This window comes from Marinobacterium marisflavi (assembly GCF_982447095.1).
The window spans coordinates 727,398-753,872 of the sequence record NZ_OZ457898.1 but is presented as its reverse complement, the minus strand read 5'-3'; the positions used below and the strand labels follow the sequence as shown (position 1 = coordinate 753,872).

The window sequence follows — 26,475 nt, the reverse complement described above, 5'->3', positions numbered from 1 at the left end:
GCCCTTCCCCTTTAACTTGATCCTATTTTTTCACTATTATGTGGAATGCCTTCCCCGCTCCATCCCCAATATTAGTCTCCGTGTACGGGTTTGAGGCTGAGTCCAAAGTAAAGTCTGTGTCAGCATAAAATTCTGGAGAAAGGGATACTGTGCTAGTTGTTTCTACTCCGGCCACCACTGAAGTATTTTCGTGAGTATATGTCAGCCCCGAAGCCGCAAAGGTAATGTCATACTGAGTCGTAATCGGAATATCGTCGCATGCGAATAGCACTGCGCTACCTTCTTTGTATGGAGATGCGCAGGAGGTGCCGTTCACTGAGATATTAATGGACTCCACTGGAACCTTAGACGCAGCGCAACTGCTGTACGTATAGGTATCTAAACTATCCTCGTCATTGTCATTAAATGTCCACTGATAACATTCTATTGTCCCAGCGATACGCGTGATAGATTCCGATGCCGCTGCCTCTGATACAACAACCTCAATAAAGTCACTGATAGTGTTTAGAGGATCGTATATGCTATCAGTCCAAACGTACTTAAACTGAGTGTCGTCATTGATTGCAGTCTGAACGCGGTGACCTACCACGCCTGTATTTGTAATTGCTGCGGTAGCAGTTATAGTCGCGGACCCATCATTACCAGTCGTTATCAAACCGCGACTGTAATTGCCGTCGTACTCAAGGTAATTGTCAGGATCTTCTATCGATTTCACCGGTTTAGCTGTCACGCTAGCCGTTGAATCATCCGAACTAGCCCACTCAGCCAATAGAGTGTAATTAACCTCTACGATTGGAACTTTGTCCAGCCACGTCCCACCCGCTTCCTTTATTGCCAGGATGCTCTGGGCCGCTGTTGAGGGTAAAGGATCAACGAACGTTGCACGAACCTGAAGCTGGCGATTCCTCTCCGTACCCAAGACGCCTAGGCCCGCTACGTTGTAGTCTCTGGCCGTCGGCTTCGACACTCCAGATGGTATAACTGAACCGAATCCATCAGAACTGACTGCTGCAGAGGCAAGCATGGACGCCGCAGCGCTAACGAAATAATTCTGGTATGCCAGCAATCCGGTATCTGTTTCAACATAGGCCGATGGCAATACAGTAAGGTCAACCAACCTCCAGTCCTGCATCAAGCGGTATATTCCGTCAACGCGGCGAAAACGGCAGTTCTCAACATATAGCTTGTTAGCACCTGGGCTTGACGAGAATGGTAAAGCTCTTACGTAGGTTGTATCGCCCGTTTCATTATAAAAGTGCTCATGATCCCCCAGCGTTGGACCCAAAGTATCGTACCAATATTCATTATTATTGGCAGTGCGCTCAGGCCAATACCAACGAGCGAGTCTCTCCTCATCTGAGCCGCCATCGTGATGATCTCTGCAACAACGTGTACATAAAAAAGATTGTTCTTGCTCGCCCGATGGAACATATGGCGATGCAACGGCTTTTGATACAAACTCTGTGGAATAATTAACTTCTAAAGCTTGCGTCTCAGTGTTGTATTCCAGATAAGCCGGCTTCAGCCCGCTGCCAATTACCTGGTCGGGATCAGATGGATACTCACAGGTACAATTTACTGAAACGTAATCCTCTAGTGTTTCTTCAACTCCTGACTCTCCACTGCCATCTGGTGTGTAGCGAATTGCCTGAAAACTAACTTCTGTACTTCCACCTTTTGACGAGACCTCAGGAAGCGGCCGAGTTGATTCTTTATTTGTGCCATCCCCAATCTGAATTGGTATTACATCGGGCTGATCCCCAACCTGATAGTCAACATCAGGGGTAGCGCCGCCCGCGCCATCCCCTGCTGCGTTTGCGTACCCCCGTAAAGCTGGATCAACTAACCCAATAATGGTGTTCAACGTGATCGATTCGCTCTCATTCCAATTTACTCGGAGTTCGATCTCTTTATATTTTGCTGTATCGGAGGCTACATCGACACTCACTCCATCTGCGTCAAAAGCGTTTACAACACTACCATTGAAGTTAAACGTTAGCGCTGCTCCACTGTTACCATAATCAAGCGTTGGGGAGGTAGATACCAAACTTGAGGAACTAATCTGATAAAAATCTGCTTTACTCTGGTAGTTTCTCAAGTCCTCGATCATAGCGTCGGCAATACTGTAAGCAATTGCTCTCTGTTCAGATTCGCGTGCTGTATCAAGCAGGGCGGACTGTAGCTGAATTACCGCAACCGTACCAACGGCTAGTATAACGAGAGCAATCAATACCTCTAGCAACGTAAATCCAAGCGAAAGACGGGAGTTAGGATATTCGGAGCGTTTCATTAGAAGTCCCTCCATGTACCTTGAGCACGAACTACACCTAGACCATCTTCACCATCTTCTGTGAGCTTTGACAGCACCCCTGGCGACCAAGCAACAACTCCGCTACCGTTTGTTTGTGTGATCTCATTATTTGTTAGAACCGCACCATTGATAACCGCATTACCGTTATATTTGAGCTCATTATAAGAGCCACCGTTATCAGCAATTGCCGTTTGCCCCGCAGCGGTATACTCATCAGTCAATGCAAGTACGATTCCAAAAGTTTCGCCACTTTGTAGTCCAACATCACCTTCTATTACTACGATTACTGGTGAATCTTCTGAACCCAAATCGGATTTAATATCGCAATCACCTTCAATCCAAATCACAGGCAGCCCAAGCGGACCAAATGCCTTGCTCTTGGATATGGCCTCGTCGAATGTAAGCCCAGAGGCTGGTCTTGGTCCATCAGTACCACAAGTGAAAGGGTTACTCCCATTATTTGCGGCCGTATAAGAGTTGCGAAGGAGTGTTATCGCACAACTGCTGGAGTCATCACTAAAACCATTGGCATCGCAACCGATATTCTCCAAGTTAAAAAGCGTAGCAAATGGATCGGGTACACCACTATCTTGGACGAATGCCGGGCAATTATCTTCGATATCTTTAGTGCACATATAACCGCCTTTGCTTGCAGCACCTATGCATTGATCGCTTTTATATTCGTCGTACTCGCAAACGTCCCAAGATGAAAGACCACTCGCACCAGCATTGCTTGACCACGCTGCTACTGGAACCCCATTACCGTCAATCTGACTGCCTGCGTTGGGATTCGGCACCAGTGTGAAACCTCCGCCAGTAGGAATATTTCCGCTCGCAAGAAACGGCACAAGCTTACCGTACCCTGGAGCTGAAGATAGCGTGATAATTTCAGAAACAGTTGCACTACCTGTACCATCAAGTGACGAGCCAAATCCCGTGATAGTTGCTTCGCCACCCGAAACAGTGCCCGAATAGGTATAAACAGAATCTGTCGAACCTATGGCGCCACTACTAGTAACAACGGATCCAGACTGCAGGAAAGATTGCGCCCCTCTATCGAGCCCAGCTTGGGCTGCAGCAAAGGCTTCCTTCTCTCTATTTTGATTGCTTGACACCTTCAACTCGGTCACCGTAGCGCGACTGACGATCAGAACTGTTAAAGTAAGCAGTGCGAGGAGAATTACAACAATCACTAGCGTCGCCATCCCCGACTGTTTTTTAGTTTTTAAAAGTAAAGCCCTAGTACTCATTTCGGATCCTCACCTGTTCGGATATGGCGCGTCTTAAGTTACCATCTCCGGTTGCCGTTCCGACTAAATCAACTTGAATTGACTTAGAACTGGCTTCAGCCCAAGAGGTCGCAGGATCGAGAGTAAACGTCAACGATTCGATTTGTACCGCGCGGGAATCAGTCAGATCATCCCAACTGCCTGTTCCAACGGGAGTACCACAATCAGCATAGCTACCTGATGCATAGCTTGTTACGGTAAGCATCTGTACTACTGCCCCACTAACGCGATAACCGTATATGTGTTCATTTGGACTTGCTGTGGAATTCTCGTAGGCAAGCACAACACATGTTCCGGAATTAAAAACTCCAACATGCGCACCACCACCCGAACCATCACTAACTAGTTCAGAGTATGGATTTGTGGTGCCAGCCGAAGCACCTGACCAATAGCCAGCTCGTCGGAGGTCGGTAACAATTAGATCGGCTACCGCTCGGAGTTCCTGATTCAACCTGATGGTTTCTGTAGTTTGCTTCGTAATACCGAGAGTGGAAATGTACATCTGAATCGCAATACCTGTTACGAGCAGACCGAGCACCATTCCGACCATCAGCTCAATTAGCGTAATACCGCGCTGAGTTTTTAACATCCGCTATACCCCGAAACGGTCGAACCTGAAGGAGCACACAAAGAAGGTCGTCCTAACTTGGTCATTTCGATTCTAAGCTGACTTCCAGACGAATTTGTAAATGTGATTTCATCCGTCGAAGACACAGTTCCCCGCTTTGAGTCGAACTGGTAAGTGTTACCAATAGTAGATGCCGACACCCCCGGAAAATCAGTATAACTTACGACCCTAAGCGCCCCATCGACCGTACAGTCAGACGCTTCACAATCACAACTACCAGCTGAATCTTTGATTCCGATACACCACTCAGCTGCAGTCGAGTCATCAAATGTTAAGGTTACTGTTTGGTCAGCTTTTAGTGCTTCTGCGCGAGCAAAACGCAGCGAACTGTAGAGTGAATCTGCGGCACCAACTAATCTCTGCCGCTCAAAAAAACCGCTAAACGAAGGCGCTGCAACAGTCGCCAGAATTCCAATCACAACGACTGTCACAATTAACTCGATTAAGGTTAAACCTGCTTGAGTGCGCTTCAAGAAAAAATCCCTTCGTTCCATGTGAAGGTGTGTCCTTCTGCTAGTATTACTCTATGATTTAAAAGTAGCAGACGCTCGCGGTATCGACATGAAAAAAAGTGTGACTGGTTTTACTTTGATAGAACTTATGATTGTTGTGGCAGTTGTGGGGATTTTGGCTGCTGTTGCATATCCGGCGTATACGGACTACGTGAAGAAGGCTCGTCGCTCTGATGCGCAAGCCAACATGCTGGATATTCAAATAAAGATGGAGCGCTACCGTGGCTACAACAACAGTTATCCGTCCAATGCGACGTCACTTTCCGATGAGAGCTTAGCGATAACAACGGATGATGGTTACTATCTATTCAGTTTAAGCAGCGTCGGGACCTCAAGTTACACAATAACGGCGAACCCAATTGATGCCAAATCTCAGCATCAAGAATGCGTAGGGGGCGGAAGCGACAATTTAACGCTAGATCAGTCGAACGTTAAGACACCTGCGGACTGCTGGCAGAACTAATTGATACCTAGGACTTTTACTTCGAACGTAAGAGTCTTCCCTGCCAACGGATGATTAAAGTCGATGCTCACATTCGTATCATCAAACTCAACCACAACCCCAGGAATCTCACCACCCGGTTCTTGGAACGAAACGACTAGACCGGGTTCGAGATCCATATCTTTGAAATCCGAACGTTTCATTCGCTGAATATTGCTCGGATTATGCTGTCCAAATCCGCGCTCCGGCGCGATCGTGAGCTCAACATGATCACCCGCCTTCAAGCCAGTCAGCGCCGACTCAAATCCCTCAGGAATATTCCCATCCCCTACTTCAAACTCGACCGGCGCCTTATCGAAGTTAGTATCGATAACCTGCCCATCCTCGAGCTTGATGGCGAAGTGCATGGTGACTTTGCGGCCGGGGCCGATTGTGAGTTCAGACATCGGAAATCCTATTGCGTGACGGCTGTTTCACGCGCTTTGGCGAAGAACAGCATATCGATAATAAGCAGCGCGGCACCGCAGGTGATGGCGATGTCGGCGATATTAAATGCGGGGAAGTACCAGCCGGCGTAGTGCACGGAGATAAAGTCGACCACATACCCGTGTACGATACGATCGAACAGGTTGCCCAGAGCACCGCCAAGTATCAGGGTATAGGCCATCGCAAGCGACGCAACCGACTTGGGAGTCTCACGCAGCCAGCGCAAAATAAAGAAGCTTACGGCTAGAGCAATCGCGGCAAACAGCCAGCGTTGCCAACCATCCGCGGCAGCGAGAAAACTAAACGCTGCGCCGGTGTTGTGCAATAAACGTAGATCGAAAACCGGGAGCACTGGAACTGGGTCGTTATAAAGCAAGACACTACTAGCCCAGAATTTGGTCCCCAGATCCAGAACAATCACCAGCACGCTGAGCCATAACCAGCTCAGCGCACTTGCGGCGATCGATGCGGGTTTAGGCGAAGCTTCGCTGCTCACCCTCACCCTCTACGTTCTCAATACAACGGCCACAAAGCTCTTCGTGTTCAGCATGCTGACCTACATCTTCACGATGGTGCCAGCAGCGCGCGCACTTGGCGTGCTCCGACGCTTTAACCGCTACCTTCAGACCGTCTACCAGCGTCTCACGCGAATCACCCGCGTCAGATAGAGGCTTCAGCGTCGCAGTTGAGGTGATCAGTACGAAGCGCAGCTCATCACCAAGGCGATCGAGGTCAGCTTTCAGAGCGTCATCAACATACAGCGTCACTTCAGCGCCCAGAGAGGCCTTAACTAACTTCTCGTTACGGGCATCTTCAAGACACTTGTTAACCGCCTCTTTCACCTTCATAACTCGCGCCCAGTAATCGCGGCCAAAAGCGTCGTTATCAGAAAGTGCAAACAAGCCTTCGTACCAAGTCAGCAGCATCACAGAGTCTACACGCTCGCCTGGCAGTACATCGTTGATCTCATCTGCGGTGAAGCTAGTGATTGGGGCAATCCAACGCACCAATGCCTCAGCAATATGGTATAGAGCCGTCTGACAGCTGCGACGCGCCAGGCTGTTTGCCCGCGTGGTGTACTGGCGATCTTTGATGATATCGAGGTAGAAACCGCCCAGCTCTGCAACACAGAAGTTGTGCACCGCCTGATAAACCTCAAGGAAACGGTATGAGTTGTAAGCATCCTCAACACGCTTCTGCAGACGCAGCGCCGCATCAACAGCCCAACGGTCTAGAGCCATCATCTCGGTTGCAGGCACTGCATCCTTAGGATCGAAACCGTTGAGGTTCGACAGCAGGAAGCGCGCGGTGTTACGGATACGACGGTAGCTATCGGCAGTCCGCTGCAGGATCTGATCCGATACCGCCATGTCGCCAGAGTAGTCAGTCGAGGCTACCCATAGACGCAAGATATCAGCGCCAAGTTTGTCATTCACCGACTGCGGAGCAACCACGTTACCGAGCGACTTGGACATCTTGTAGCCCTTCTCGTCGACAGTGAAACCGTGGGTCAGTACCTGCTTGTATGGAGCAACACCATTGATCGCAATCGAGGTCTTCAACGACGACTGGAACCAACCGCGGTGCTGATCTGAACCCTCAAGGTACATATCCGCTGGGAAGTGAAGGCTATCGACCTGACGCAACACGGAGTGGTGCGTCACGCCCGAGTCGAACCAGACATCCATGGTGTCGGTAACTTTATCGTAATCTTTTGCTTCATCACCCAGCAGCGCTTCGGCATCCAGCTCGAACCAAGCGTCGATACCGCCCTCCTCAATGTGCTTAGCGATCTCTTCGATCAGCTCAACCGAACGGGGGTGAATCTCACCGGTCTGTTTGTGCGTGAACAGAGTGATAGGTGAACCCCAGGTACGCTGACGCGATACACACCAGTCTGGGCTACCTTCAACCATCGACTCGATACGGTTCTGACCCCAATCTGGGAACCACTGCACGCCTTTGATCGCATCCATCGCGTCCGCTTTGAGGTTCTTTTTCTCCATCGAGATGAACCACTGTGGCGTCGCGCGGTAGATCAGTGGCGTCTTGGTGCGCCAGCAGTGTGGGTAGGAGTGCTGGAAGCGCTTCAGGTGCACCAGTTTGCCTTCACGCTCAAGCGCTTCGCACACCGGGCCGTCTGCTTTGTAGACGTGAACGCCCGCGAACTCACCCGCTGCATCCGTGTAGACACCGTCAGCCTGTACGAGGTTCATTGTGTTCAGACCGTAAGCCTGTCCCACTACAAAGTCTTCCATACCGTGGTCTGGCGCAGTATGAACAGCACCGGTACCGGCATCTGTTGTAACGTGATCGCCCAGAATTACCGGCACTTCGCGGTCATAAACAGGGTGTTTAAGCTGCAGCAGCTCGAGCTCTTTACCATTCACGGTGCCTAGCACTTCGTACTTATCGACACCCCAACGCTGCATGATATCTTCGACCATCGCAGTCGCCAGAACTTGGTAATCCACACTCTCTTCGAGGTGCACTTCTACAAGCGAGTAGTCCAGCTCAGCATTCAGTGACACCGCCTGGTTCGCTGGTATGGTCCATGGCGTTGTGGTCCAGATAACCAGTGAGACGTTTGGCTTGTCGGTACCGAACAGACCGTTCACTTTCGCCTGATCAACAAAGCGAAAGCGTACATCGATCGCGGTAGAGGTCTTATCCTGGTACTCAACCTCGGTCTCGGCCAGAGCGGATTTACCCACAACGCTCCAGTACACCGGCTTGTAACCTTTGACGAGGTGACCATTCTCGATGATCTTACCCAGCGCACGCACGGTGTCGGCTTCGGTTTTAAAGTTCATCGTCAGGTAGGGATTATCCCAGTCACCGAGAACGCCCAGACGCTTGAAATCTTCCTTCTGGCCAGCGATCTGCTCAGTTGCGTACTCACGCGCTTTGTGGCGGAACTCGCGGTACGGAACTTTCTCACCCGCCTTACCGATCATCGTCTCAACTTTGTGCTCGATTGGCAGACCGTGACAATCCCAACCGGGCGTGTATGGCGCATCGAAGCCAGACAGCGTCTTGGACTTGATGATCATATCCTTGATCACCTTGTTCACCGCGTGGCCGATATGGATGCTGCCATTCGCGTATGGAGGGCCATCGTGCAGAATAAACTTGGGACGTCCGGCACTGACTTCACGAATTCGCGAATACAGATCCATCTCGTACCACTGCGCCAGGCGCTGCGGCTCGCGCTGCGGCAGGTTGCCGCGCATCGGAAACGCTGTATCCGGAAGGTTAAGAGTCGGTTTGTAATCGGTCATTGTTTGATCCCAAGTTAAAGGTTTGCAGACGCGAACCACTCACGCGCTGCGGCTATATCCAGCTGAATCTGTGTTTGTAGCGCATCGAGAGACTCGAACTTGCGCTCTGGTCTGAGCGGGTGCAGAAATTCAACGCTCAGCAGCTCCCCGTACAGGTCGCCATCAAAATCCAACAGATGAACTTCCAGCGCCGGGCGCAGGCCGTTCACGGTTGGTCGCATACCTACGTTGCAGACGCCAAGGTATCGTTCGTTGCGAATACTACAGCGCACTGCATAGACACCACGCATTGGGCAGATATGCTTGTGCATACGCACGTTGGCAGTCGGCGCACCGAGCTCACGACCCAACTTCTGGCCATGTTGCACCCGGCCAGTCACACGGTAGCGACGACCCAGCAGGCGCGCGGCCAGTTGCAGATCATTGTTCAGCAACACTTCACGGATACGTGTGCTGCTGACGCGATCGCCATCTATCTTCAATGTTTCAGTGTCAGCAACGGTAAACCCGTGGCGTTCGCCTGCTTCTTTTAGCAGAGCGTAGTCACCCCGTCGGTCACAACCAAAACGGAAGTCATCACCCACCACAAAGTGCTTCACTGCGATGCCTTTTAGCAGCAGCTCTTCGATAAACTGGTCGGCCGAAAGCGAACGCAGACGTTCGTTAAAACTCAAACAGAGAATGCGGTCGATACCTTCGGCTTGAAGCAAACGCACCTTCTCGCCAAAGCGCGTCAGACGTGGCGGCGCTTTGTCTGGATTAAAGAACTCGTTTGGCTGCGGCTCAAAGATAATCGCCATACTCGGCAAACCCAACTCATCCGCCTTACGACGCACCGAGTTAAGCACCTGCTGATGCCCACGATGCACACCATCGAAATTACCGATTGTGGCAACGCAGCCGCGATGCTTATCGCGCAGATTATGAAGCCCTCGAATCAGTTCCATTCAGATATACACACCACTGTGGCAATAGCTATACACAAGCGTGCAAGTATAGCGCATGCAAGGGGTGCGGATTAAGACCCAAGCGGTAGAAACCAAGGATTTTTCGGCAATTTTGAATGGATTGGGTAGGGGCGATCTGCGCAAAGCGCACGTTCGCGACTCGAGAGGTACGAGCGATCTGCGCAAAACGCACGTTCGCGACAAAGCTCTTGCTGGACAAACAAGTTTGTCGCCTCAAGAGACGATCTAAACTAGTGGGTCAGCTTTTAAAACAACCTCACCCTTTCAAATGACGCGGCCGCAGCCCCAGCAAAACCAAAACAACCGCATAAACAGCCCCACCACCAACAACCAGCATCGCCATCCACGTCACACGATCCCAAAGCCCTGCCGCTAGCCAGCCCGCCGGAGCCGGCGCAAACGTGTAAAGCAAAACTCCCATCGCAACGTTCGCGGCAGTGAGCTGAAAGATCCACTTACCCCAACCCGGCGCAAACTTATAAACGCCCTGCTTAAGCAGACCTCGCAGCAGCAGCCCGGCATTTAAAAATGCTGAGAGCGCCGTGGCCAAAGCGAGCCCCGCATGAGCTAACGGGAAGATCAACGCGAGGTTAAACACCATATTAGCGACCATAGCGATAACCGCAATTTTCACCGGCGTTTTAGTATCCTGGCGCGAGAAATAACCTGGTGCCAGAACCTTAATTAACATGAAGGCGAGCAATCCAAGACCATAAGCCTGCAAACTCATTGAGGCCATCTCAACGTCACGTTCAGTCATGGCGCCGTAGTGAAACAACGTCGTCAGTAGCGGCTTGGAGAGCACAATAAGCGCAACAGCGGCCGGCACACCAATCAGCATCACCATACGCAGCGCCCAATCTAGCATCTGCGAGAACTTCTCCGGCGAAGCTTCAGCATGTTTACGAGAGAGGCTAGGTAAAATCACGGTTGCGATCGCGATACCGAATACGCCCAGAGGCAGCTCAGCAAGGCGATCGGAGTAGTAGAGCCAAGAGACACTCCCCTGCTGCAGGAACGAGGCAAGAACGGTGTCTAACAGCAGGTTAATCTGAGCAACTGACACACCGAACAAGGCTGGCAGCATCAACTTCAGAATTCTGCGCACGCCCTCATCATTCCAACCTGCTTGAGGTTTAGGGAGTAAACGCAGCCTTGCAAGAAACGGCAACTGAAACGCCAACTGCACCGCGCCCGCCATAAACACACCCCAGGCCATCGCCATAATCGGCGGATCAAAGAGCGGACTGAGGAAGATAGCCGAACCAATCAAACAGACATTTAGAAGCACGGGGGTGAATGCTGGAACGGCAAACCGCTCATAAGAGTTCAGAATGGAACCAGCAAAGGCGGTGAGCGAGATCAGCATCAGGTAAGGGAAGGTGATGCGCAGCATATCCGACGCCAACGGGAAGCTTTCGGAGCCGGACATGTAAAACCCAGGGGCAAAAAGCATCGCAAGTACCGGCGATCCCAGACTACCGATCAGCGTAACCACAAGAAGCACCGAACCCAAGCTACCCGCAGTTCGATTGACCAGTTCTTGCACCGCACTCAAGTCACGCTGAGTCCGATATTCCGACAGCACCGGCACAAAAGCCTGTGCGAAGGCACCCTCAGCAAACAGACGACGCAAAAAGTTAGGGATCTTAAACGCAACAAAAAACGCATCCGACGCCCCGCTGGCACCAAAGTAACCCGCAACCACCACATCACGAATCAACCCTAGCACCCGCGACAACATCGTCATCACGCCCACCACAAGGCTAGAGCGCAGCAGTCCTGCAGATTGAGTCTTTCCGTCGCTCACCAGTGATCCTTAGTTTTCGGGTATATGCCGTGAATTATCCGCTGCTAACGCGGCAGGTCAACCGATAAGATCATTACCCCAACACCCACAGAGTTGCATGTAACGGCCACCCAATCTAAACTAAGTTACATGTAACGAGGTGAAATACTATGGCAAATACTAATTCTCGCGTGCAAAAACATCGCGATGCTCTTCGCGCTCGGGGCTTTAGGCCAGTTCAACTCTGGGTACCGGATACGCGCCGGACTGGCTTTTTAGAGGAATGCGCTCGCCAGACAGCACTGATCTTGGCATCCGACTCAGAGGACGAAGTTTTGATGCACGTCATGGAAGAGGCAGCATCGGACACTGAGGGTTGGGAGTGATGCAGCGCGGGGACCTAGTGACTGTCGCGGTACAGGGTGATTACGGCAAACCTAGACCAGCACTCGTTATCCAAAGCGATGCTTTTAGTACACACTCAAGCGTCACGATTCTCCCCATCACCAGTTCGATAGTGGATGCGCCCCTGCTTCGCGTGACATTGGAACCACAAGCAACGAACGGCCTTAAACGACGCTCTCAAGTAATGGTGGACAAAATACTGACCACAAAAAAAGAGAAGCTCGGACCTCCTTTCGGCAAAATCGACCAGAACAGACTTATCGAGATCGAACGCTGCCTTGCAATATTCCTAGGAATAGCGAAATAACAGGGAAACGGGCTTGACACCAAAGACCAAGATAGGAATAATTTCGCATCCCGATTTGAGGTGCACTTCCAAACCGCACCGCAAAGGTATTTTTAACTAATTTTAAAGGAGCCGGACCGTGGCAAATTCCGCAGGATCCCGTAAACGTGCTCGCCAGGCGGAGAAGCGTCGTCAGCATAACGCTAGCCTGCGCTCCATGGTACGTACCTACATCAAGAAAGTTCAGAAAGCGATCGATTCAGGCGATCAGGCTGCTGCGAACGATGCGTTCAAAGTTGCTCAGCCAATAATCGACAGCTCTGTAAACAAAGGCATCTTCAACAAGTCTGCCGTTGCACGTACTAAGAGCCGTCTGAACGCTCGCATCAAAGCGCTTGCTTAAGCGATCAGCTTAAGCTCATAAAGAGCCTAGATACGAAAAAGCCGAGGCATCGACCTCGGCTTTTTTATGCCTGAATTTTGAAAAACGTATGAGCGATCTGCGCAACGCGCACGTTCGCGACCTATGATTACGGTTATCGGGAAATACCGCTTTGCGGTACATCCCTCGTACAAAAATTAGGGGTAGTCCTCGTTTAAACCAGCGCCAGGTTATCGCGATGAACCAACTCAGGTTCTGAGATATGCCCAATCAGCGACTCAATCTCTTGGCTGGCATGCCCCATGATCTGAACCGTCTCTACCGCGCCGTAATTCACCAGACCTCGACCAACCAAAGCCCCATCCGGCCCAATCAGCTCAACCATCTCACCACGCGAAAATTCGCCATCAATCTTGCGCACACCTGCTGGCAATAGTGATTTACCACCCGAGACAAGTGCTTTAACCGCACCTTCATCAAGATACAGTCGACCACGCGCCTGAAGATGCCCGGCAATCCAGTGTTTACGCGCAGCCTGACGACCGTGCTCAGGGATCAGCAGCGTACCGATATCTTCACCCGCTGCGAGCTTGAGCAATACATTCTCTTCGCGACCGCTTGCGATCAGCGTAACGGCACCCGAACGCGCCGCTAAACGGGCCGCGCGCACCTTAGTCGCCATTCCACCGCGACCCAAACGACCACCATCGCCCGCCATCGCGATAAAGCGCTCATCCTCAGCACGCCCTTCAGAGATCAGTTGCGCATCAGGATTTGAACGAGGATCTGCATTGTAGAGACCGTTTTGGTCGGTCAGCAGAAGCAGCACATCAGCCTCCACAGCATTGGCAACCAACGCACCGAGTGTGTCGTTATCGCCAAACTGAATTTCACTGGTCACAACCGTGTCATTCTCGTTGACGACCGCAACTACACCTAGTTCGATTAGAGTACGTAGCGTCGAGCGAGCGTTTAGATAACGCTTGCGGTTGGACAGGTCATCATGTGTTAGCAGAACTTGTGCGGTCTTGATATGGTGCGACTTGAAGCTCGACTCGTACGCCTGCACCAACCCCATCTGGCCCACAGCCGCAGCAGCCTGCAGCTTCGAGATCTCGCTTGGGCGCTCAGTCCAACCCAGCTGCGTCATACCCTCAGCCACCGAACCGGAAGAGACCAACACCACCTCAATACCCTTGCGGGTCAGCTCAGCGATCTGCGACACCCAGTTCTCGATCGCCGCCTGATCCAAGCCAGCACCGTCGTTAGTCAGCAGTGCACTGCCGATCTTAACAACCCAACGCCCTTTACCGGTAAGACGCGAACGCGAACTCATTAGCGAACGTACTCCACCTCGATGTCATAATCATCGTCGTCGAAATCATCATCCCAATCATCATCTTCACCCGCTTCACGACGCGCACGCGCCTCGGCGCGCAGACGCTCCATGTTCTCACGTGCTTCACGGTCGATCTGCTGACGCAGTGCGTGCTCTTCTTCCGCGAGCTCAGGCTTCTCGATGATCGCCTCTTTACGCTCATCCAGATACTCCTGCAGATCATGCACTAGCTGTGTCAGACCCTGCTTGTTCAGCGCGGAGATACGATAGACCGGACCATCCCACTCAAGCGCATCAATCACAGACTGACAACGCTCTTCAACTTCCTCTTCAGGTACCATATCGAGCTTGTTCAGCAGCAACCAACGCGGCTGCTGACCCAAGGTCTCAGAGAAGTTGTGCAACTCTTTAACGGCAGTGACTGCCGCATCCGCAGGCGTTGTCTCATCCCAAGGCGCCATATCAACCAAGTGCAGCAGCACACGGTTACGCGCCAGGTGCTTGAGGAAGCGAATACCCAGGCCAGCGCCTTGCGCCGCACCCTCTATAATTCCGGGGATGTCTGCTACTACAAAGCTGCGATGCGCTTCTGTACGCACCACACCCAAATTCGGCACTAGCGTAGTAAACGGATAATCCGCCACCTTAGGCTTCGCAGCAGAGATAGAGCGAATCAGCGTCGACTTGCCAGCATTCGGCAAACCCAGCAGACCGACATCGGCAAGCACGCGCAGCTCGAGGCGCAGATTACGTAACTCACCCTCAGAGCCTTTAGTCGTCTGACGTGGCGCACGGTTAACAGAGCTTTTAAAGCGCATGTTACCTAGCCCGTGCCAACCACCCTGTGCCACCTTTTCGCGCTGACCAATCTGAGTTAGGTCCGCAAGCACCTCATCCGTGTCGATATCAACAACAGTGGTACCCACGGGCACTTTCAGCACCAGATCTTCACCTTTGGAGCCGGTACACTGACGGCCTTGGCCGCCCTCGCCATTCTGGGCGTTGTAACGACGGGTGTAGCGGTAGTCGATTAGGGTATTCAGACTCTCGTCCGCTTCGACAAAGATCGAACCGCCATCACCACCATCACCTCCGTCAGGACCACCCTTAGGGATATACTTTTCACGGCGAAAACTCAGACATCCATTCCCGCCTTTACCGGCCTGGACGGTGATACTCGCCTCATCTACAAACTTCATACTCTTCTCCTAAAGGGGTCAGACCCCTTTAAGGCACATTTGTCACCTTCTTCGGGGTTCAGGAGGAAAAATAGGGACGCTCTCTGAACATAGAGCTCTCGAAACCGAGAGTGTGCCTATTTTACCTCCTCTTATGGCGTTGCTGTAGGAGGGATGTACGCGAAGCGTATTTCCCGACCCAGCGCCGGACCTGTCGCGAACGTACGCTGCGCGTAGATCGCTTATATGGACCCACCCGTTTGTTGCAAGACCGTTTTGACTCGATAGAAGTAGATTGCACGCTTATATCCGGCCTCTCAGTTTGGGCGTATCCACCCGGGCCATTATGAGATGTGCTCTTGCTGTTCTTATCTCCTACCCGGCTTCTTGATGAGCCACAGGGATCTTCAGATTTTCAGCAAGTCGATCTTATCTGTCGTGTCTTAACGTTCTGCGCAACTCTTTGGTTGGGTTTAACTCTATTTATCCTGCCTTGGGCAGGCTCCGTACTGCGTTGGTTACAACGCTTTGTAATCTCTCTCGTTTACTAAGCAGCTCCAGGCGATACGGGCCAGCTTGTTTGCGATCGCTACCACGATCTTGTTTACGTGCTTGCCTGAAGCCCTCAAGCCTTGTGCCCACAAGCCAAGGCGACTGCTTTCGGGCCACTTCTCTAGTGAGCGGTATGCAGCCCTCGCGCCGTGTACCAGTTGCTTGCGCAACTGTCGATTTCCTCGTTTACTGATCCCCAGTAACACGTCTTTACCACCGCTTGAGTGCTGGGCGGGCACCAAGCCTAACGAGGCGGCTAGGTCGCGACTGCCCCGGTATGATTGACCATTCCCCGCATACGCAACCAGCAAGGTCGATATGACTGGGCCTACACCAGGTATCGTCATCAACCGTTTACAGCGCGCATCAGACCTAGCGATCTTTTCGATCCGTGAGGTGTAGTAATCAACTCGATCATCGCAGCGTAGCCACTCCTCTCTGAGATCGGCAATGATCTCTCTTAAACCGTAACTTAACCCGTTCGAAGCGTCCTCAAGTATCAACGCGACCTCGTAGCGAGTTGCAGCATGTCCACGCTTAACTACGACGCCCTGTTCAGCAAGTAGTCCCCGTATCCGATTACCGATGCGCGTACGGTTGTTAACCGAGTCTTCGCGGACTCGGTGCAGAGCCTGTAGGTCGAGCTGTTCCGTCGTTTTAACAGCTACTACCGGCGCCTGCTCTCGGGACGCTGCCTCTGCAATCGCTGCGGCATCCCGTTTATCATTTTTATTAACCCGCACGTACGCCTTTACGTAGCTAGGCGGGATGATCTTCACATCATGACCATACTGCTTGAATAACTTGGCCCAATAGTGAGAACCGCTGCACGCCTCAATACCAATAATGCACTTGGGTTGTTTAGCTATAAACTTGGCGACCTCCGCGCGCTTGAGCTGACGCGCAAACGTCTGCTTACCACTGCTCGTCATACCGTGAGCTTGAAAAACACTCTTCGCCAGATCGATACCAATAATGCTAGTCTTGTTCATGTGGACCCCCTTCTTGGATGCCGTACTTGATTGAATGCGAAATCCAATCTTGGCACAGAGTGGGTGGGTCCATCTCATTTCCTACAGAGCCACTCAATGACCCTAATAAACAAAAAAACTCCGCCTGAGCGGAGTTTTTTCTATCTTCGTTAGATTCCTCAGGCAGGAACGATGCTAACGAATTTACGGTTGTTCGGGCCTTTGATTTCGAACTTAACAACACCGTCTGCTTTCGCAAACAGAGTGTGGTCTTTGCCCAGACCAACGTTGGTGCCAGCGTGGAACTTAGTGCCGCGCTGACGCACGATGATGCTGCCCGCTGAAACTACCTGACCACCAAAGCGCTTAACACCAAGGCGTTTTGACTGTGAGTCGCGTCCGTTACGCGTTGAACCCGCTGCCTTCTTATGAGCCATTCTCTACTCTCCTAAACCTTGATTAACCGTTGATACCAGTGATTTTCACTTCGGTGAACCACTGACGGTGACCCTGACGCTTCATGTGGTGCTTACGACGACGGAACTTGATGATCTTAACTTTATCACCACGACCGTGTGAAACCACTTCAGCAGAAACCTTAGCACCCTCAACAACTGGCGCGCCAACCTTAACGTCGTCGCCATTGCTAACCAGCAGAACGCGGTCGAAATCGACAGCAGCACCTGCTTCAGCAGTCAGTTTTTCTACTTTAAGGGTCTGACCTTCCTGTACGCGGTACTGTTTACCACCGCTTACGATTACTGCAAACATTGAGTTTTCTCCAATTACGGCCTGCCCGGCTACTAGGAAACGAAACCTACTGCGAAGGGCAAAATGCTCATTAACTCAGTGAGTTATGAACCACCCTCTCATAGGGAGCGAAGGTGGACAGGCTCAAGGCGCGCAATACTACAGAATAACCCCGGCGAACTCAACACTTTTCTAGGCGTCAAACAAGAGCCTAAAACCCAGGTTGTATTGACACACCCTGCCCTAACACCTAGCATCCTGCGGTTATCTATTTGGCCGGCGAAAGCAGATGCAACCACACCAGCTCAACCCACTAGTAGAACCGCAGTTCGACGCGGTGACCCACTATATATTGAATAACCTCGGTTCAAATGTGCCGCTGGTCGAGCGTATCGCACACTATATAGTAGAGAGCGGTGGCAAACGCCTGCGCCCGTTGCTAGTCCTGCTGGCTGCCAACGCCTGTGGTTACAAGGGCGAAAAGCATGTTCCGCTAGCGGCCGTTATCGAATTCATTCATACAGCCACGCTGCTACACGACGATGTGGTCGACCACTCTGAGCTACGCCGCGGCAAAGCCACTGCCAACGCAAACTGGGGCAATGCGCCCAGCGTACTCGTCGGCGACTTCCTTTACTCACGCGCTTTCCAGATCATGGTTGAGATCGGCAGAATGGATGTGATGGAAGTGATCTCCAACGCCACCACTGTGATCGCTGAAGGTGAAGTGCTGCAGTTACTTAACCAGCGCAACCCCGATCTGGGCGAAGATGCTTACCTGCAGGTTGTACTGGGTAAAACTGCCATGCTGTTTGAAGCGGCCACTGAAGTGGGTGCGATTCTAGCGGATGCATCAGCCGATGATCGCGAAGCGATGCGTCTATATGGCCGCCATCTCGGAATCGCTTTCCAGATTGTCGATGATCTTCTCGACTATCTATCGGATGCTGAGACTCTGGGTAAGAATGTGGGAGATGATCTGGCAGAAGGCAAGACCACCATGCCACTGATTCACTCCATGCGCGTCGGCAGCGATGCAGACAAAGAGCTGATCCGTCATGCGATCCGTCAGGGCGGACTTGAGGATCTCACACCGGTTATTGAAACAGTACAGCGTAACGGCTCGGTTGATTACACCCGTGAAAAGGCGGTTGAGCAGGTTGAGCTAGCGAAGAGTGCGATTGCCGGATTGGCGGATACGTCGTTTAAAGAGACGTTGATGCAGATTGCGGACATAGCGATTGAGCGCACACACTAAAAGGGGGCTTGTCGCGAACTTAAGCTTCGCCTAGATCGCTTCTACCGAGCCTTGTAGGAGGCTTTTTGGCGCAGCCGAGGAGGCGATATCCAAGTCGCTGTCGGGTTTCAACCCGATCCATTTTCTTAGCGTAACCGCCGTAGGGCGGGTCTCGACCCGCCAAACCTCCCCCCAGAAAAACTATTGCCGCGTCAAAAAGTAAACCTTCTCGCGCTCACCCTCAAAGCGCCCATCCGGCAACTCCGCGCCATCCATAAGCTCAACAGTAAACTCCGGCTCATACAGCTTGCGCACCTCAGTCTCTGTTACGCAAAACGGCGGCGACTCGCGCTGCTCGTCGTATTCAAGGCAGATCAACATCACCCGCATACCGCTGGGCAGAATCGATTTCAGGTGCGCGGCGTACTCTTTGCGCATAGTGTGAGGCAGCGCGATTAATGCGGCCCGATCATACACCGCCCCCACGCGGCTGATATCCTCAGCATCTAGTTTGAAGAAGTCGCCGCAGTGCAAAGTGATACCGTCTAGCTCACGGGTATGGAATTTCGGGCCCTGGGTGGCTGTAACCTCTGCGCCCATCTCAACAAAAAAGTCGCGGCACGCAATATCGCTGAGCTCTACGCCCAACACCTCATGCCCCTGCTCGCGCAGCCAGAGCATATCTTTGCTCTTACCACAGAGCGGTACTAGCACTTGGGACTCACCCTCTGCACCCAGCAGTGGCCAGTGCTGTTGCAGCCAGTTATTCGTCTCTTTTTGGTGAAAACCAATCTCAGAATTAGCCCAACGTTTGTGCCAAAACCCGTGTTCCATCTACCTATTTTCCCCAGCGGATACTCATTCCCGCCACTTTAACTGATCGATATCGTGCTTAGCGAGTCCTAAAAAGGTATACTTCGGCAAATTTTTACAAATCCGAAAGACAAAAGAGAGACCATGACTAGACCTTCCTCTTTCAATCGTGACGAGCTGCTGAGCTGCGGCTACGGCGAAATGTTTGGACCAGGCAATGCGCGCCTACCCGTTGGCAACATGCTGATGATGGACCGCATCACCAAGATCTCCGCAGAGGGCGGCGAGCACGGCAAAGGCGAAATCATCGCTGAACTCGATATCCACCCGGACCTCTGGTTCTTCGAGTGTCACTTCCCTGAAGACCCCGTCATGCCGGGCTGTTTGGGCCTCGATGCGATGTGGCAAATTGTTGGCTTCTACCTAGGCTGGAAAGGCAACCCAGGCCGCGGCCGCGCGCTAGGTTCAGGTGAGGTTAAATTCACCGGTCAGATACTGCCTACCAGCAAAAAGGTGACCTACAACATCCAGATGAAGCGCGTTATCGAGCGCAAACTGGTAATGGGTATTGCTGACGGTTCCGTTTCAGTGGATGGCCGCGAAATCTACACCGCGACCGACCTGAAGGTCGGCCTGTTCACAAGTACCGAAAACTTCTAAGCCCGCTTAGGCGGACTTCGCAACAGATATAGAGAGAGATTCGATGCGTCGAGTTGTAGTTACTGGCATGGGTATTGTTTCCTGCCTAGGCACAGATAAAGCAAGCGTTCTGGACTCCCTAAAAGAGGGCAAGTCAGGCATCAAATTCCAGCAAGAGTATGCCGACCTGGGTTTCCGCAGCCATGTGGCAGGCAGCGTCGATATCGACCTAGACGAGATGATCGACCGTAAATTGCGTCGATTCATGGGTAACGCCGCGGCTTACTCATACATCGCAATGGATCAGGCGATCAAAGACTCTGGTCTGACAGAAGATCAGGTATCCAACGTGCGCACTGGCCTGATTGCAGGTTCGGGCGGCGCATCTTCAGCGGATATCGTTGAGACTGCAGACATTCTGCGTGACAAAGGCGTGCGCCGCGTGGGCCCTTACCGCGTTACACGCACCATGGGCTCTACTGTCTCTGCGTGTCTGGCAACGCCATTCAAGATCAAGGGCGTAAACTACTCAATCACCTCTGCTTGCGCTACTTCAGCACACTGTATCGGTAACGCGATGGAGCTGATTCAGCTCGGCAAACAGGACGTAATCTTTGCCGGTGGCGGTGAAGAGCTGCACTGGTCACTCACTGTCATGTTTGATGCAATGGGCGCGCTCTCAAGCAAATATAACGAGACACCGGAACAGGCTTCACGCGCGTACGATGCAAACCGTGACGGTTTCGTCATCGCCGGTGGCGGCGGCATGCTGGTACTCGAAGAGCTTGAGCACGCCAAAGCGCGCGGTGCGAAAATCTACGCGGAACTGGTTGGCTATGGCGCTACCTCAGACGGTTACGACATGGTTGCCCCAAGCGGCGAAGGCGCAATGCGCTGTATGCAGCAGGCAATGGCCACTGTTGACGGCCCAATCGACTACATCAACTCCCACGGCACATCGACCCCAGCGGGCGATATCCAGGAGCTGAAAGCGATGAAAGAGACCTTCGGCGCCGATAACATGCCACCAGTGAGCTCGACCAAGTCGCTGGCAGGCCACTCACTGGGTGCAACAGGCGTACAGGAAGCGATCTACTGTCTGCTGATGCAAGAGAACAACTTCATCACAGCCTCAGCGAACATCGAAGAGCTGGACCCAGAAGCCGAAGGCCTACCCGTCGTGCGCGAGCGCATGGACGGTGTAGACCTGCAGCGCGTCATGTCCAACAGCTTCGGCTTCGGCGGCACCAACTCTACGCTGGTGTTCCAGAAATACGCCGGCTAATACAGCTTGATGTAGGAGCGATGTAGGCAAAACCTATTTCGCGACCCAATAAAAAACGGCCAATAGGCCGTTTTTTATTGTTATTACTATGCCGCACACACTAGATTCAAACCATCCGATACTCGCCTAGCGGCAAACCAGACTCTTCGACATATCGATTGGAGCTTTCCAAAGCAGCTCTATTTTCTTCCAACCAGGCATCCCGCTGCTCAGTTTCAGCTGAAGTAACTGTTTGCAATGTCTCGCGTTTCTTATCTGTAAACTCTGTCATGATCACCAACATCCACCAATACGAGTTCCCGATCTAAAATAAGGAACTCCATTACAAGCCGATAGCTCATATTGATAGAGACCGAATACAGCTGATCTAACTTTCCACTGAGCTGATGGAGTCGAAGAGACGGGTGGTGAGGATTTAGCTCTAGCAACATCAGCGTCTTCTCATACTGTCCCAAAAGCTCAGGATGACGCCTGAAGAATTTCCTCTCCCGCTTCAAGTAGCTCTCTGTGTAGACAAGCTTATAGTTCATTGCGCAAACGTTTAACGTGTTCAGCCGGAGTTTCCGTTACGAAGCGCCCAGCATGATAATCCGCTCTCGCTTCTTGCACGGCAAGCTCCAACTCAAGCTCTCTCAACTTCGAGTACTTCGCGATATCCATCACCACGTATTTATCTTGTCCACGGACAGAAATAATCACCTCCTCCTCGTGCTCAAGGCTCGCTTCAACGGCAGAGATACCACGTATTTTTAAGTCGTTTGCAGTTAGGGTGTTCATTAGCTTTACCTCACACTAGCCCAACAGCCATCGTACTCTTTAAAGCACTTTTTTCAATACTATTTATAGTTTGATACGGAGCAATTATTCAGAACTAACTTCAATTGTCGTTTCGGATAAAAAATGAGGGGGTAGCCATCTGGCTACCCCCTCGGGCCGTAGAGTTCACTCTTCCATGAAAGCGAGGTATTCCTTTACCTACCATCTAGTCACCATCCTTGTAACTCGGTGTCGTGCTCTCCCTGTCGGCCTTACAGCTCGGATAGTTAACCCTCAAATCCCTGAAGCTTAGCGATCATCCTTGACCTCCTATCCGTGAGACTTACTCCAACTCCTTTGGCGTCTTGAGCATCCGTGCCCTCGTCTCGACTTAAAATCTAGACAAGGAATTTGGACTTGCCAAATTCAGATCGAAAGTAATTTTAAAGAGCATAATCGCTTATAACTGAATGATCTTTTCCACAGATTATCCACAAAAAGATAGCGACAAAAGTTTCCAAAACCGCGCTTAAATGTCACAAAAACCAAGCATTCTCACATTGCATTGCAGATTGGTTTGCACTTTGCAACGGCCATATAACTAAAAATTCTATGGGATTTTTTAGCCCGTCCCACGCCTATTTTTGTGGATAAATCTGTTAACAAATTGTGGAAATACCTACTCAATAAATACAAAACAACTAGTTAAGCCTGTCACTGAGGATTCACTCCCGAGAGCTGGAAAAATTGAAAATGCCGAGAGTAAAAACCTACCGAGAGTTCAATAAGAATCTAGAGTGAGTGAAGCATCAGTATGTTTGAAAATTATATCTAGACATTCAACAGGCAGGCCCGGCCACCCAGGCCCGTTGAAACATAACTAGTCGTGTTTCTGGTCCCGCCGCATAGATCGCGAACATCGCATCGTGTATCGAGTGGACAGAGATCGGCTTTACATCGCTCAGTGTCGCTATCACTACTAGCACAACTCACGGACAATTCCCCTAGACTGAAAATCCAGATCACGGCATCCGGCAGCCTGTTATCTGAGGACTACACATGCGCTTTCTCCGCAAACACGATTTCACCCTTCTTCTTTGCCTGTATTTCTTTCTGCTACCAATCGGCAAAACACTTTGATACCCACTTTTCATAATGGCGATTATAGGCGGGGCGATGTTTTTCAAAGAGGTGAGAACAGCTTCTTTAGAGCAGGGTACCAAATGGCTACTCGGCCTCGGAGCCTGTATATGGATCCCAGCTGTTTTATCCACGCCAGGCTCCATAGATGTCGGACGTAGCATGGTGTTCGTTGGAACCTACCCACTGTTCTTCTTGGCCGGCTACTTCCTCTACAAACGACTCAAGCAAGGCGTTTCGATAGTACCCTCGCTTTACATTATTTCTTCCATCGCCCTGCTCTGGGGCACTCTCGCAGTCTGGCAATACCTTGATCCAACGAATCCTTTCGGGCCAGGCGGCTCTCATAACCAAGGGATGCACACCCCAAACAACCCCTATTACGACGGAGGATTAATGATGGGGGTGATCATGCGCTCTCTATTTGCGTTTATCTCGATAGGTCTGTGGGCGCGTGGACATTTCGTAATAGCCCTATTGGCGGGACTATTCATCGTGGGCCTGTGTTGGATTAGTGGCACACGCTCCTCGTGGGTGTCGGTAATAACCACCCTTTTGGCGCTGCCGATTGTGGCCTGGGTGCGTGGCTACCGCCCGTCCGCTAGAGCATACCTGGCATATTTGGCGTGATCGCACTGGTCATGTTTGCAGGTAGTTGGATAATCAAACAGCCAGGTCTTAGTTCTAAACTAAACCAGACACTAGTCGTATTTCAGAACCCATCACTCGAAACACTAGACCAGGCACTTTCTGGCCGCCTAGACATCTGGATTGTCGCAGTAGCGATTGGAAATGAGAATCCAGGATTTGGTGCAGGAGTAAACAACTACCGTTATGCGGCCCCTCTGGTCGATTCGCCTGCCGGCGTGCGATGGATTAGTGAGATAGACGACCCTGACTCGCCTCATAAACTCCAAGGAGCAGCGCATACACATCAAGTGGTAATGGAGACACTTTCCGGCGCAGGCTGGGTTGGTCTAGCTGGTTTAGTACTCTTTTACATTATGTTGACACGACTGACGCTCAACATATTCGCACAACCCACCTTACTAGCAACCGCAACGGTGCTCGCGTTCTGGGCCTACTTCTGGCCCATAAACACGCATAACAACTTCCACGGTGGCTGGGTGAATGCTTGGTTTTGGGTATGGCTAGGGCTTTCACTCGGTGCGTACTACGGGCCAAACATGAGAAAACAGTAGCAGAAGCCAGTGTTTGCTAGTTTGTGGTAGCTGCTTTGCTGTCAGCACCGCTGATGAGCCGTTCCCCTCGCAACAACCGTTCACGCACCTCAGCAACCTGCTGCTGCGCCGGGTAAATCGCATGAGCGCGCTCTATTACAGCAAGCGCCGACTCCGAATTGCCCAGCTGTTGATGGGCAATCGCAAGATCCTGAAATATCTGAATGTCCGGAATCTGCTCAAGAAACGGCTCAGCCCACGCCACAAACAGCCCCAAATTATCCGTCTTGCCTTGCTGGATATCCGAGTACATCAGCGCACGCATCGTGAAATACTCGCCAGTCTCGCGGAAATAGAGGTTATTTAGCGCAACATTCAGATGCGCCGGCTGCGCACCCCTACCCTTCAAATACTGCATGATCCCAGTTTGAGCCAGCAAGCTGTGTGAGAGAAAAACGCTTAGAAGCGGCACAACAACGAATACCGAGCCTTTAATCAGGCTCGAAGCCCCCACAGAAAGCTTGACCGGTTTCTGCTGAGCGCCGGGGTAAAAACAGACCACTAGCAGAACAAGCAGAACGAGCCAGTGCAGTGTGGATATATAAAACGGTAGCTCCACCTGGGTATGCAAAGCAATTGGCACTAACAGCGCAGCAACGGCCCCACCACGCTGCCAGCCCAAGCGGACTAACTGAAGCAAGACAGCAAGCGATGCCGCGAAAATGGCCGCTAGAGCAATTAAACCGCCCTCATCCATCCAAAATAACAGCTCATTATGCGGGTGCGAGAAACGCGGTGCGGGCGCGACAGGTGTGGGACCAAACTGTGCCTCATAAGCTATACGCTGATTCTGAAACACGCTCTGGAAGCTACCTATGCCGTGACCGGTAAGAGGTGATTCCATAAAAGCATCAAAGGAGATACGGTAAATATGTGGCCGCACATCAGCGCCAGCTTCTGCCATTTGCTCCACTTTTGAATAGGCATGCAGCGCACCATCGCTAACACGAATACCACCATAGCCACCCAAAACGATGATCGCTAGAAACAACAGGCTCCAGGCAGGACGCTTAATCCATACTCGCCAGCGCGAACCTAACATGAGTACCAGCGCCAGACTCAACCCAAGCAAACCCGCGCGAGAGCCAGACCCAACCACCTCTAAAACGGCAAGCCCAAGCGTCAGAACGACCAGTGCCTTCATAGGCCAGCGCTGCTTTGTAAAACTTGGAACTGCTGCAAGATAGAGCGCTAGCACCGCAGCAGTCGCCATCAGCGACGCCTGTAGGTTAGGCTGCTGAAACATTCCCAAGAACTTGCTACCCGGCGCTACCGGAATCCAGCCTTTCAACAACGGCTCGGGCACAATCTGTAACAAACCGACCATGGCATGCAGAAGCATTGAAGCTAATAGCAAGTAGAGCAAGTTCTCAATATCACGTCGCTTTAGGCGAAACTGGAGAATAGCAAACCAGAAGAGCATGCCACCCACAATGACACCCAAGCGAACCAGCCACTCACCGGGCCTTTCCATGCCCGAAATAAATCCACTAATCACGATGCCAAGCGGGAATAGGCCAAGCAGGCCCAGATAGGGTGTTTTCACCCAAACGCCTTGATGGATCATAACCAATAAGCCGGTACCGATCAGAGCAACCAAACCAACCCAAATCACCGCATTAAACGGCAGACTCATCCCCTCGCCACCCAGGTTATCTTGGTAGTAGAACGGCAGAATTAGAAAAGTGAGCGTGAACAGCGCGTAAAGCATACGCTGCGAACTGGATAGGTCAGTGCGAGTTTCGATGAAAGACATTAAAAATCAGATCCCTAGATAGCGATTCGTCCCTTTTAC

Annotated in this window: 27 protein-coding genes and 1 pseudogene; 10 read left to right on the top strand and 18 right to left on the bottom strand. The window is 51.6% G+C overall.

What is annotated here, in order from left to right:
* Positions 1–22: 22 nt before the first annotated feature.
* The 4 genes from AC1WNR_RS03675 to AC1WNR_RS03660 are packed head-to-tail and all read right to left on the bottom strand — an operon-like array spanning position 23 to position 4,722.
* A complete protein-coding gene (locus tag AC1WNR_RS03675) occupies positions 23–2,290 on the bottom strand; it encodes a type IV pilus modification PilV family protein (RefSeq protein ID WP_481643188.1) in 2,268 nt (755 codons plus the stop codon).
* Positions 2,290–3,561: a PilX N-terminal domain-containing pilus assembly protein gene (locus tag AC1WNR_RS03670; protein ID WP_481643187.1), complete on the bottom strand. Its 1,272-nt coding sequence runs from the start codon at positions 3,559–3,561 to the stop codon at positions 2,290–2,292. Before AC1WNR_RS03670 ends, AC1WNR_RS03675 begins: the two co-directional genes overlap by 1 nt.
* Entirely contained in the window at positions 3,551–4,189 is a 639-nt protein-coding gene (locus AC1WNR_RS03665; protein WP_481643186.1) for a prepilin-type N-terminal cleavage/methylation domain-containing protein, read from the bottom strand. Before AC1WNR_RS03665 ends, AC1WNR_RS03670 begins: the two co-directional genes overlap by 11 nt.
* Positions 4,183–4,722, bottom strand: coding sequence for a GspH/FimT family pseudopilin (locus tag AC1WNR_RS03660; RefSeq protein WP_481643185.1), 540 nt, complete (start codon positions 4,720–4,722; stop codon positions 4,183–4,185). Before AC1WNR_RS03660 ends, AC1WNR_RS03665 begins: the two co-directional genes overlap by 7 nt.
* Before the next feature lie 67 nt (positions 4,723–4,789).
* Between AC1WNR_RS03660 and AC1WNR_RS03655 the strand changes: the two genes are divergently transcribed.
* Positions 4,790–5,203: a type IV pilin protein gene (locus AC1WNR_RS03655; protein WP_481643184.1), complete on the top strand. Its 414-nt coding sequence runs from the start codon at positions 4,790–4,792 to the stop codon at positions 5,201–5,203.
* Here the strand turns inward: AC1WNR_RS03655 and AC1WNR_RS03650 are convergent.
* The 5 genes from AC1WNR_RS03650 to murJ form a co-directional block, all read right to left on the bottom strand.
* Positions 5,200–5,628: an FKBP-type peptidyl-prolyl cis-trans isomerase gene (locus AC1WNR_RS03650; protein WP_481643183.1), complete on the bottom strand. Its 429-nt coding sequence runs from the start codon at positions 5,626–5,628 to the stop codon at positions 5,200–5,202. The genes AC1WNR_RS03655 and AC1WNR_RS03650 overlap by 4 nt on opposite strands.
* 8 nt (positions 5,629–5,636) lie before the next feature.
* Positions 5,637–6,164 carry a signal peptidase II gene (gene lspA, locus AC1WNR_RS03645; RefSeq protein WP_481643182.1) on the bottom strand — a complete coding sequence of 176 codons (528 nt, stop codon included), beginning with the start codon at positions 6,162–6,164 and terminating at the stop codon, positions 5,637–5,639.
* Complete coding sequence (gene ileS, locus AC1WNR_RS03640; protein WP_481643181.1) at positions 6,142–8,949, bottom strand: isoleucine--tRNA ligase; 2,808 nt, start codon at positions 8,947–8,949, stop codon at positions 6,142–6,144. Before ileS ends, lspA begins: the two co-directional genes overlap by 23 nt.
* A 14-nt stretch (positions 8,950–8,963) precedes the next feature.
* Entirely contained in the window at positions 8,964–9,896 is a 933-nt protein-coding gene (ribF, locus tag AC1WNR_RS03635) for a bifunctional riboflavin kinase/FAD synthetase (protein ID WP_481643180.1), read from the bottom strand.
* Positions 9,897–10,173: 277 nt separating this feature from the next.
* Positions 10,174–11,667, bottom strand: a complete 1,494-nt coding sequence (murJ, locus tag AC1WNR_RS03630; RefSeq protein ID WP_481645357.1) for a murein biosynthesis integral membrane protein MurJ — start codon at positions 11,665–11,667, stop codon at positions 10,174–10,176.
* Positions 11,668–11,876: 209 nt separating this feature from the next.
* Between murJ and AC1WNR_RS03625 the strand changes: the two genes are divergently transcribed.
* The 3 genes from AC1WNR_RS03625 (at position 11,877) to rpsT (ending at position 12,800) form a co-directional block, all read left to right on the top strand.
* On the top strand, positions 11,877–12,092 hold the full coding sequence (locus tag AC1WNR_RS03625) for an antitoxin MazE family protein (protein WP_481643179.1): 216 nt from the start codon (positions 11,877–11,879) through the stop codon (positions 12,090–12,092).
* Complete coding sequence (locus AC1WNR_RS03620) at positions 12,092–12,418, top strand: type II toxin-antitoxin system PemK/MazF family toxin (protein ID WP_481643178.1); 327 nt, start codon at positions 12,092–12,094, stop codon at positions 12,416–12,418. The genes AC1WNR_RS03625 and AC1WNR_RS03620 overlap by 1 nt, the downstream gene beginning before the upstream one ends.
* Positions 12,419–12,536: 118 nt before the next feature.
* The gene (gene rpsT / locus AC1WNR_RS03615) at positions 12,537–12,800 is read left to right on the top strand and encodes a 30S ribosomal protein S20 (protein ID WP_481643177.1); all 264 of its coding nucleotides are present in this window, start codon (positions 12,537–12,539) and stop codon (positions 12,798–12,800) included.
* Positions 12,801–12,993: 193 nt separating this feature from the next.
* Here the strand turns inward: rpsT and proB are convergent, their stop codons facing one another.
* The 5 genes from proB to rplU all read right to left on the bottom strand — a co-directional run bounded on the left by proB (position 12,994) and on the right by rplU (position 17,590).
* Complete coding sequence (gene proB, locus AC1WNR_RS03610; protein WP_481643176.1) at positions 12,994–14,115, bottom strand: glutamate 5-kinase; 1,122 nt, start codon at positions 14,113–14,115, stop codon at positions 12,994–12,996.
* Positions 14,115–15,317, bottom strand: a complete 1,203-nt coding sequence (cgtA, locus tag AC1WNR_RS03605) for an Obg family GTPase CgtA (protein ID WP_481643175.1) — start codon at positions 15,315–15,317, stop codon at positions 14,115–14,117. The genes proB and cgtA overlap by 1 nt, the downstream gene beginning before the upstream one ends.
* 497 nt (positions 15,318–15,814) lie before the next feature.
* Positions 15,815–16,840 carry an IS110 family RNA-guided transposase gene (locus AC1WNR_RS03600; protein WP_481643174.1) on the bottom strand — a complete coding sequence of 342 codons (1,026 nt, stop codon included), beginning with the start codon at positions 16,838–16,840 and terminating at the stop codon, positions 15,815–15,817.
* A gap of 158 nt (positions 16,841–16,998) precedes the next feature.
* Positions 16,999–17,256 (bottom strand): 50S ribosomal protein L27, encoded by a 258-nt coding sequence (gene rpmA / locus AC1WNR_RS03595; RefSeq protein ID WP_481643173.1) that lies wholly within the window; start codon positions 17,254–17,256, stop codon positions 16,999–17,001.
* A 22-nt stretch (positions 17,257–17,278) separates the two neighbouring features.
* A complete protein-coding gene (rplU, locus tag AC1WNR_RS03590; protein WP_481643172.1) occupies positions 17,279–17,590 on the bottom strand; it encodes a 50S ribosomal protein L21 in 312 nt (103 codons plus the stop codon).
* 268 nt (positions 17,591–17,858) lie between these two features.
* Between rplU and AC1WNR_RS03585 the strand changes: the two genes are divergently transcribed.
* Positions 17,859–18,827 carry a polyprenyl synthetase family protein gene (locus AC1WNR_RS03585; protein ID WP_481643171.1) on the top strand — a complete coding sequence of 323 codons (969 nt, stop codon included), beginning with the start codon at positions 17,859–17,861 and terminating at the stop codon, positions 18,825–18,827.
* Positions 18,828–19,007: 180 nt separating this feature from the next.
* Here AC1WNR_RS03585 and tmpT read toward each other — a convergent pair whose 3' ends face one another.
* Positions 19,008–19,640 (bottom strand): thiopurine S-methyltransferase, encoded by a 633-nt coding sequence (gene tmpT, locus AC1WNR_RS03580; RefSeq protein WP_481643170.1) that lies wholly within the window; start codon positions 19,638–19,640, stop codon positions 19,008–19,010.
* A gap of 123 nt (positions 19,641–19,763) precedes the next feature.
* On the opposite strand from tmpT, the gene fabA reads away from it, so the two are divergent.
* Positions 19,764–20,279: a bifunctional 3-hydroxydecanoyl-ACP dehydratase/trans-2-decenoyl-ACP isomerase gene (gene fabA / locus AC1WNR_RS03575; RefSeq protein ID WP_481643169.1), complete on the top strand. Its 516-nt coding sequence runs from the start codon at positions 19,764–19,766 to the stop codon at positions 20,277–20,279.
* Between the two features lie 43 nt (positions 20,280–20,322).
* Entirely contained in the window at positions 20,323–21,543 is a 1,221-nt protein-coding gene (fabB, locus tag AC1WNR_RS03570) for a beta-ketoacyl-ACP synthase I (RefSeq protein ID WP_481643168.1), read from the top strand.
* 106 nt (positions 21,544–21,649) lie between these two features.
* On the opposite strand, the gene AC1WNR_RS03565 is transcribed toward fabB, so the two are convergent.
* The gene (locus AC1WNR_RS03565) at positions 21,650–21,814 is read right to left on the bottom strand and encodes a type II toxin-antitoxin system CcdA family antitoxin (RefSeq protein ID WP_481643167.1); all 165 of its coding nucleotides are present in this window, start codon (positions 21,812–21,814) and stop codon (positions 21,650–21,652) included.
* Positions 21,815–22,062: 248 nt separating this feature from the next.
* Positions 22,063–22,320, bottom strand: a complete 258-nt coding sequence (locus AC1WNR_RS03560) for a type II toxin-antitoxin system prevent-host-death family antitoxin (protein WP_481643166.1) — start codon at positions 22,318–22,320, stop codon at positions 22,063–22,065.
* An 881-nt stretch (positions 22,321–23,201) separates the two neighbouring features.
* Here AC1WNR_RS03560 and AC1WNR_RS03555 point away from each other — a divergent pair.
* From AC1WNR_RS03555 to AC1WNR_RS03545, 3 genes and pseudogenes are all read left to right on the top strand, one after another.
* Positions 23,202–23,282, top strand: a pseudogene (locus AC1WNR_RS03555) (type II toxin-antitoxin system YoeB family toxin); the annotation flags it as partial.
* A 193-nt stretch (positions 23,283–23,475) separates the two neighbouring features.
* Positions 23,476–24,069, top strand: coding sequence for a hypothetical protein (locus tag AC1WNR_RS03550; protein ID WP_481643165.1), 594 nt, complete (start codon positions 23,476–23,478; stop codon positions 24,067–24,069).
* The gene (locus AC1WNR_RS03545; protein ID WP_481643164.1) at positions 24,066–24,641 is read left to right on the top strand and encodes an O-antigen ligase family protein; all 576 of its coding nucleotides are present in this window, start codon (positions 24,066–24,068) and stop codon (positions 24,639–24,641) included. The genes AC1WNR_RS03550 and AC1WNR_RS03545 overlap by 4 nt, the downstream gene beginning before the upstream one ends.
* 16 nt (positions 24,642–24,657) lie before the next feature.
* On the opposite strand, the gene AC1WNR_RS03540 is transcribed toward AC1WNR_RS03545, so the two are convergent.
* Positions 24,658–26,436 (bottom strand): PglL family O-oligosaccharyltransferase, encoded by a 1,779-nt coding sequence (locus tag AC1WNR_RS03540; RefSeq protein WP_481643163.1) that lies wholly within the window; start codon positions 26,434–26,436, stop codon positions 24,658–24,660.
* Positions 26,437–26,475: the final 39 nt, after the last annotated feature.

Bases quoted from the DNA above. Each gene is read 5' to 3' on its own strand.
- AC1WNR_RS03675 (WP_481643188.1), bottom strand. From the start codon at position 2,290: ATGAAACGCTCCGAATATCCTAACTCCCGTCTTTCGCTTGGATTTACG.
- AC1WNR_RS03670 (WP_481643187.1), bottom strand. From the start codon at position 3,561: ATGAGTACTAGGGCTTTACTTTTAAAAACTAAAAAACAGTCGGGGATG.
- AC1WNR_RS03665 (WP_481643186.1), bottom strand. From the start codon at position 4,189: ATGTTAAAAACTCAGCGCGGTATTACGCTAATTGAGCTGATGGTCGGA.
- AC1WNR_RS03660 (WP_481643185.1), bottom strand. From the start codon at position 4,722: ATGGAACGAAGGGATTTTTTCTTGAAGCGCACTCAAGCAGGTTTAACC.
- AC1WNR_RS03655 (WP_481643184.1), top strand. From the start codon at position 4,790: ATGAAAAAAAGTGTGACTGGTTTTACTTTGATAGAACTTATGATTGTT.
- AC1WNR_RS03650 (WP_481643183.1), bottom strand. From the start codon at position 5,628: ATGTCTGAACTCACAATCGGCCCCGGCCGCAAAGTCACCATGCACTTC.
- ileS (WP_481643181.1), bottom strand. From the start codon at position 8,949: ATGACCGATTACAAACCGACTCTTAACCTTCCGGATACAGCGTTTCCG.
- ribF (WP_481643180.1), bottom strand. From the start codon at position 9,896: ATGGAACTGATTCGAGGGCTTCATAATCTGCGCGATAAGCATCGCGGC.
- murJ (WP_481645357.1), bottom strand. From the start codon at position 11,667: ATGACGATGTTGTCGCGGGTGCTAGGGTTGATTCGTGATGTGGTGGTT.
- AC1WNR_RS03625 (WP_481643179.1), top strand. From the start codon at position 11,877: ATGGCAAATACTAATTCTCGCGTGCAAAAACATCGCGATGCTCTTCGC.
- AC1WNR_RS03620 (WP_481643178.1), top strand. From the start codon at position 12,092: ATGCAGCGCGGGGACCTAGTGACTGTCGCGGTACAGGGTGATTACGGC.
- proB (WP_481643176.1), bottom strand. From the start codon at position 14,115: ATGAGTTCGCGTTCGCGTCTTACCGGTAAAGGGCGTTGGGTTGTTAAG.
- cgtA (WP_481643175.1), bottom strand. From the start codon at position 15,317: ATGAAGTTTGTAGATGAGGCGAGTATCACCGTCCAGGCCGGTAAAGGC.
- AC1WNR_RS03600 (WP_481643174.1), bottom strand. From the start codon at position 16,840: ATGAACAAGACTAGCATTATTGGTATCGATCTGGCGAAGAGTGTTTTT.
- rpmA (WP_481643173.1), bottom strand. From the start codon at position 17,256: ATGGCTCATAAGAAGGCAGCGGGTTCAACGCGTAACGGACGCGACTCA.
- rplU (WP_481643172.1), bottom strand. From the start codon at position 17,590: ATGTTTGCAGTAATCGTAAGCGGTGGTAAACAGTACCGCGTACAGGAA.
- AC1WNR_RS03585 (WP_481643171.1), top strand. From the start codon at position 17,859: ATGCAACCACACCAGCTCAACCCACTAGTAGAACCGCAGTTCGACGCG.
- tmpT (WP_481643170.1), bottom strand. From the start codon at position 19,640: ATGGAACACGGGTTTTGGCACAAACGTTGGGCTAATTCTGAGATTGGT.
- fabA (WP_481643169.1), top strand. From the start codon at position 19,764: ATGACTAGACCTTCCTCTTTCAATCGTGACGAGCTGCTGAGCTGCGGC.
- fabB (WP_481643168.1), top strand. From the start codon at position 20,323: ATGCGTCGAGTTGTAGTTACTGGCATGGGTATTGTTTCCTGCCTAGGC.
- AC1WNR_RS03565 (WP_481643167.1), bottom strand. From the start codon at position 21,814: ATGACAGAGTTTACAGATAAGAAACGCGAGACATTGCAAACAGTTACT.
- AC1WNR_RS03560 (WP_481643166.1), bottom strand. From the start codon at position 22,320: ATGAACACCCTAACTGCAAACGACTTAAAAATACGTGGTATCTCTGCC.
- AC1WNR_RS03550 (WP_481643165.1), top strand. From the start codon at position 23,476: ATGTTTTTCAAAGAGGTGAGAACAGCTTCTTTAGAGCAGGGTACCAAA.
- AC1WNR_RS03540 (WP_481643163.1), bottom strand. From the start codon at position 26,436: ATGTCTTTCATCGAAACTCGCACTGACCTATCCAGTTCGCAGCGTATG.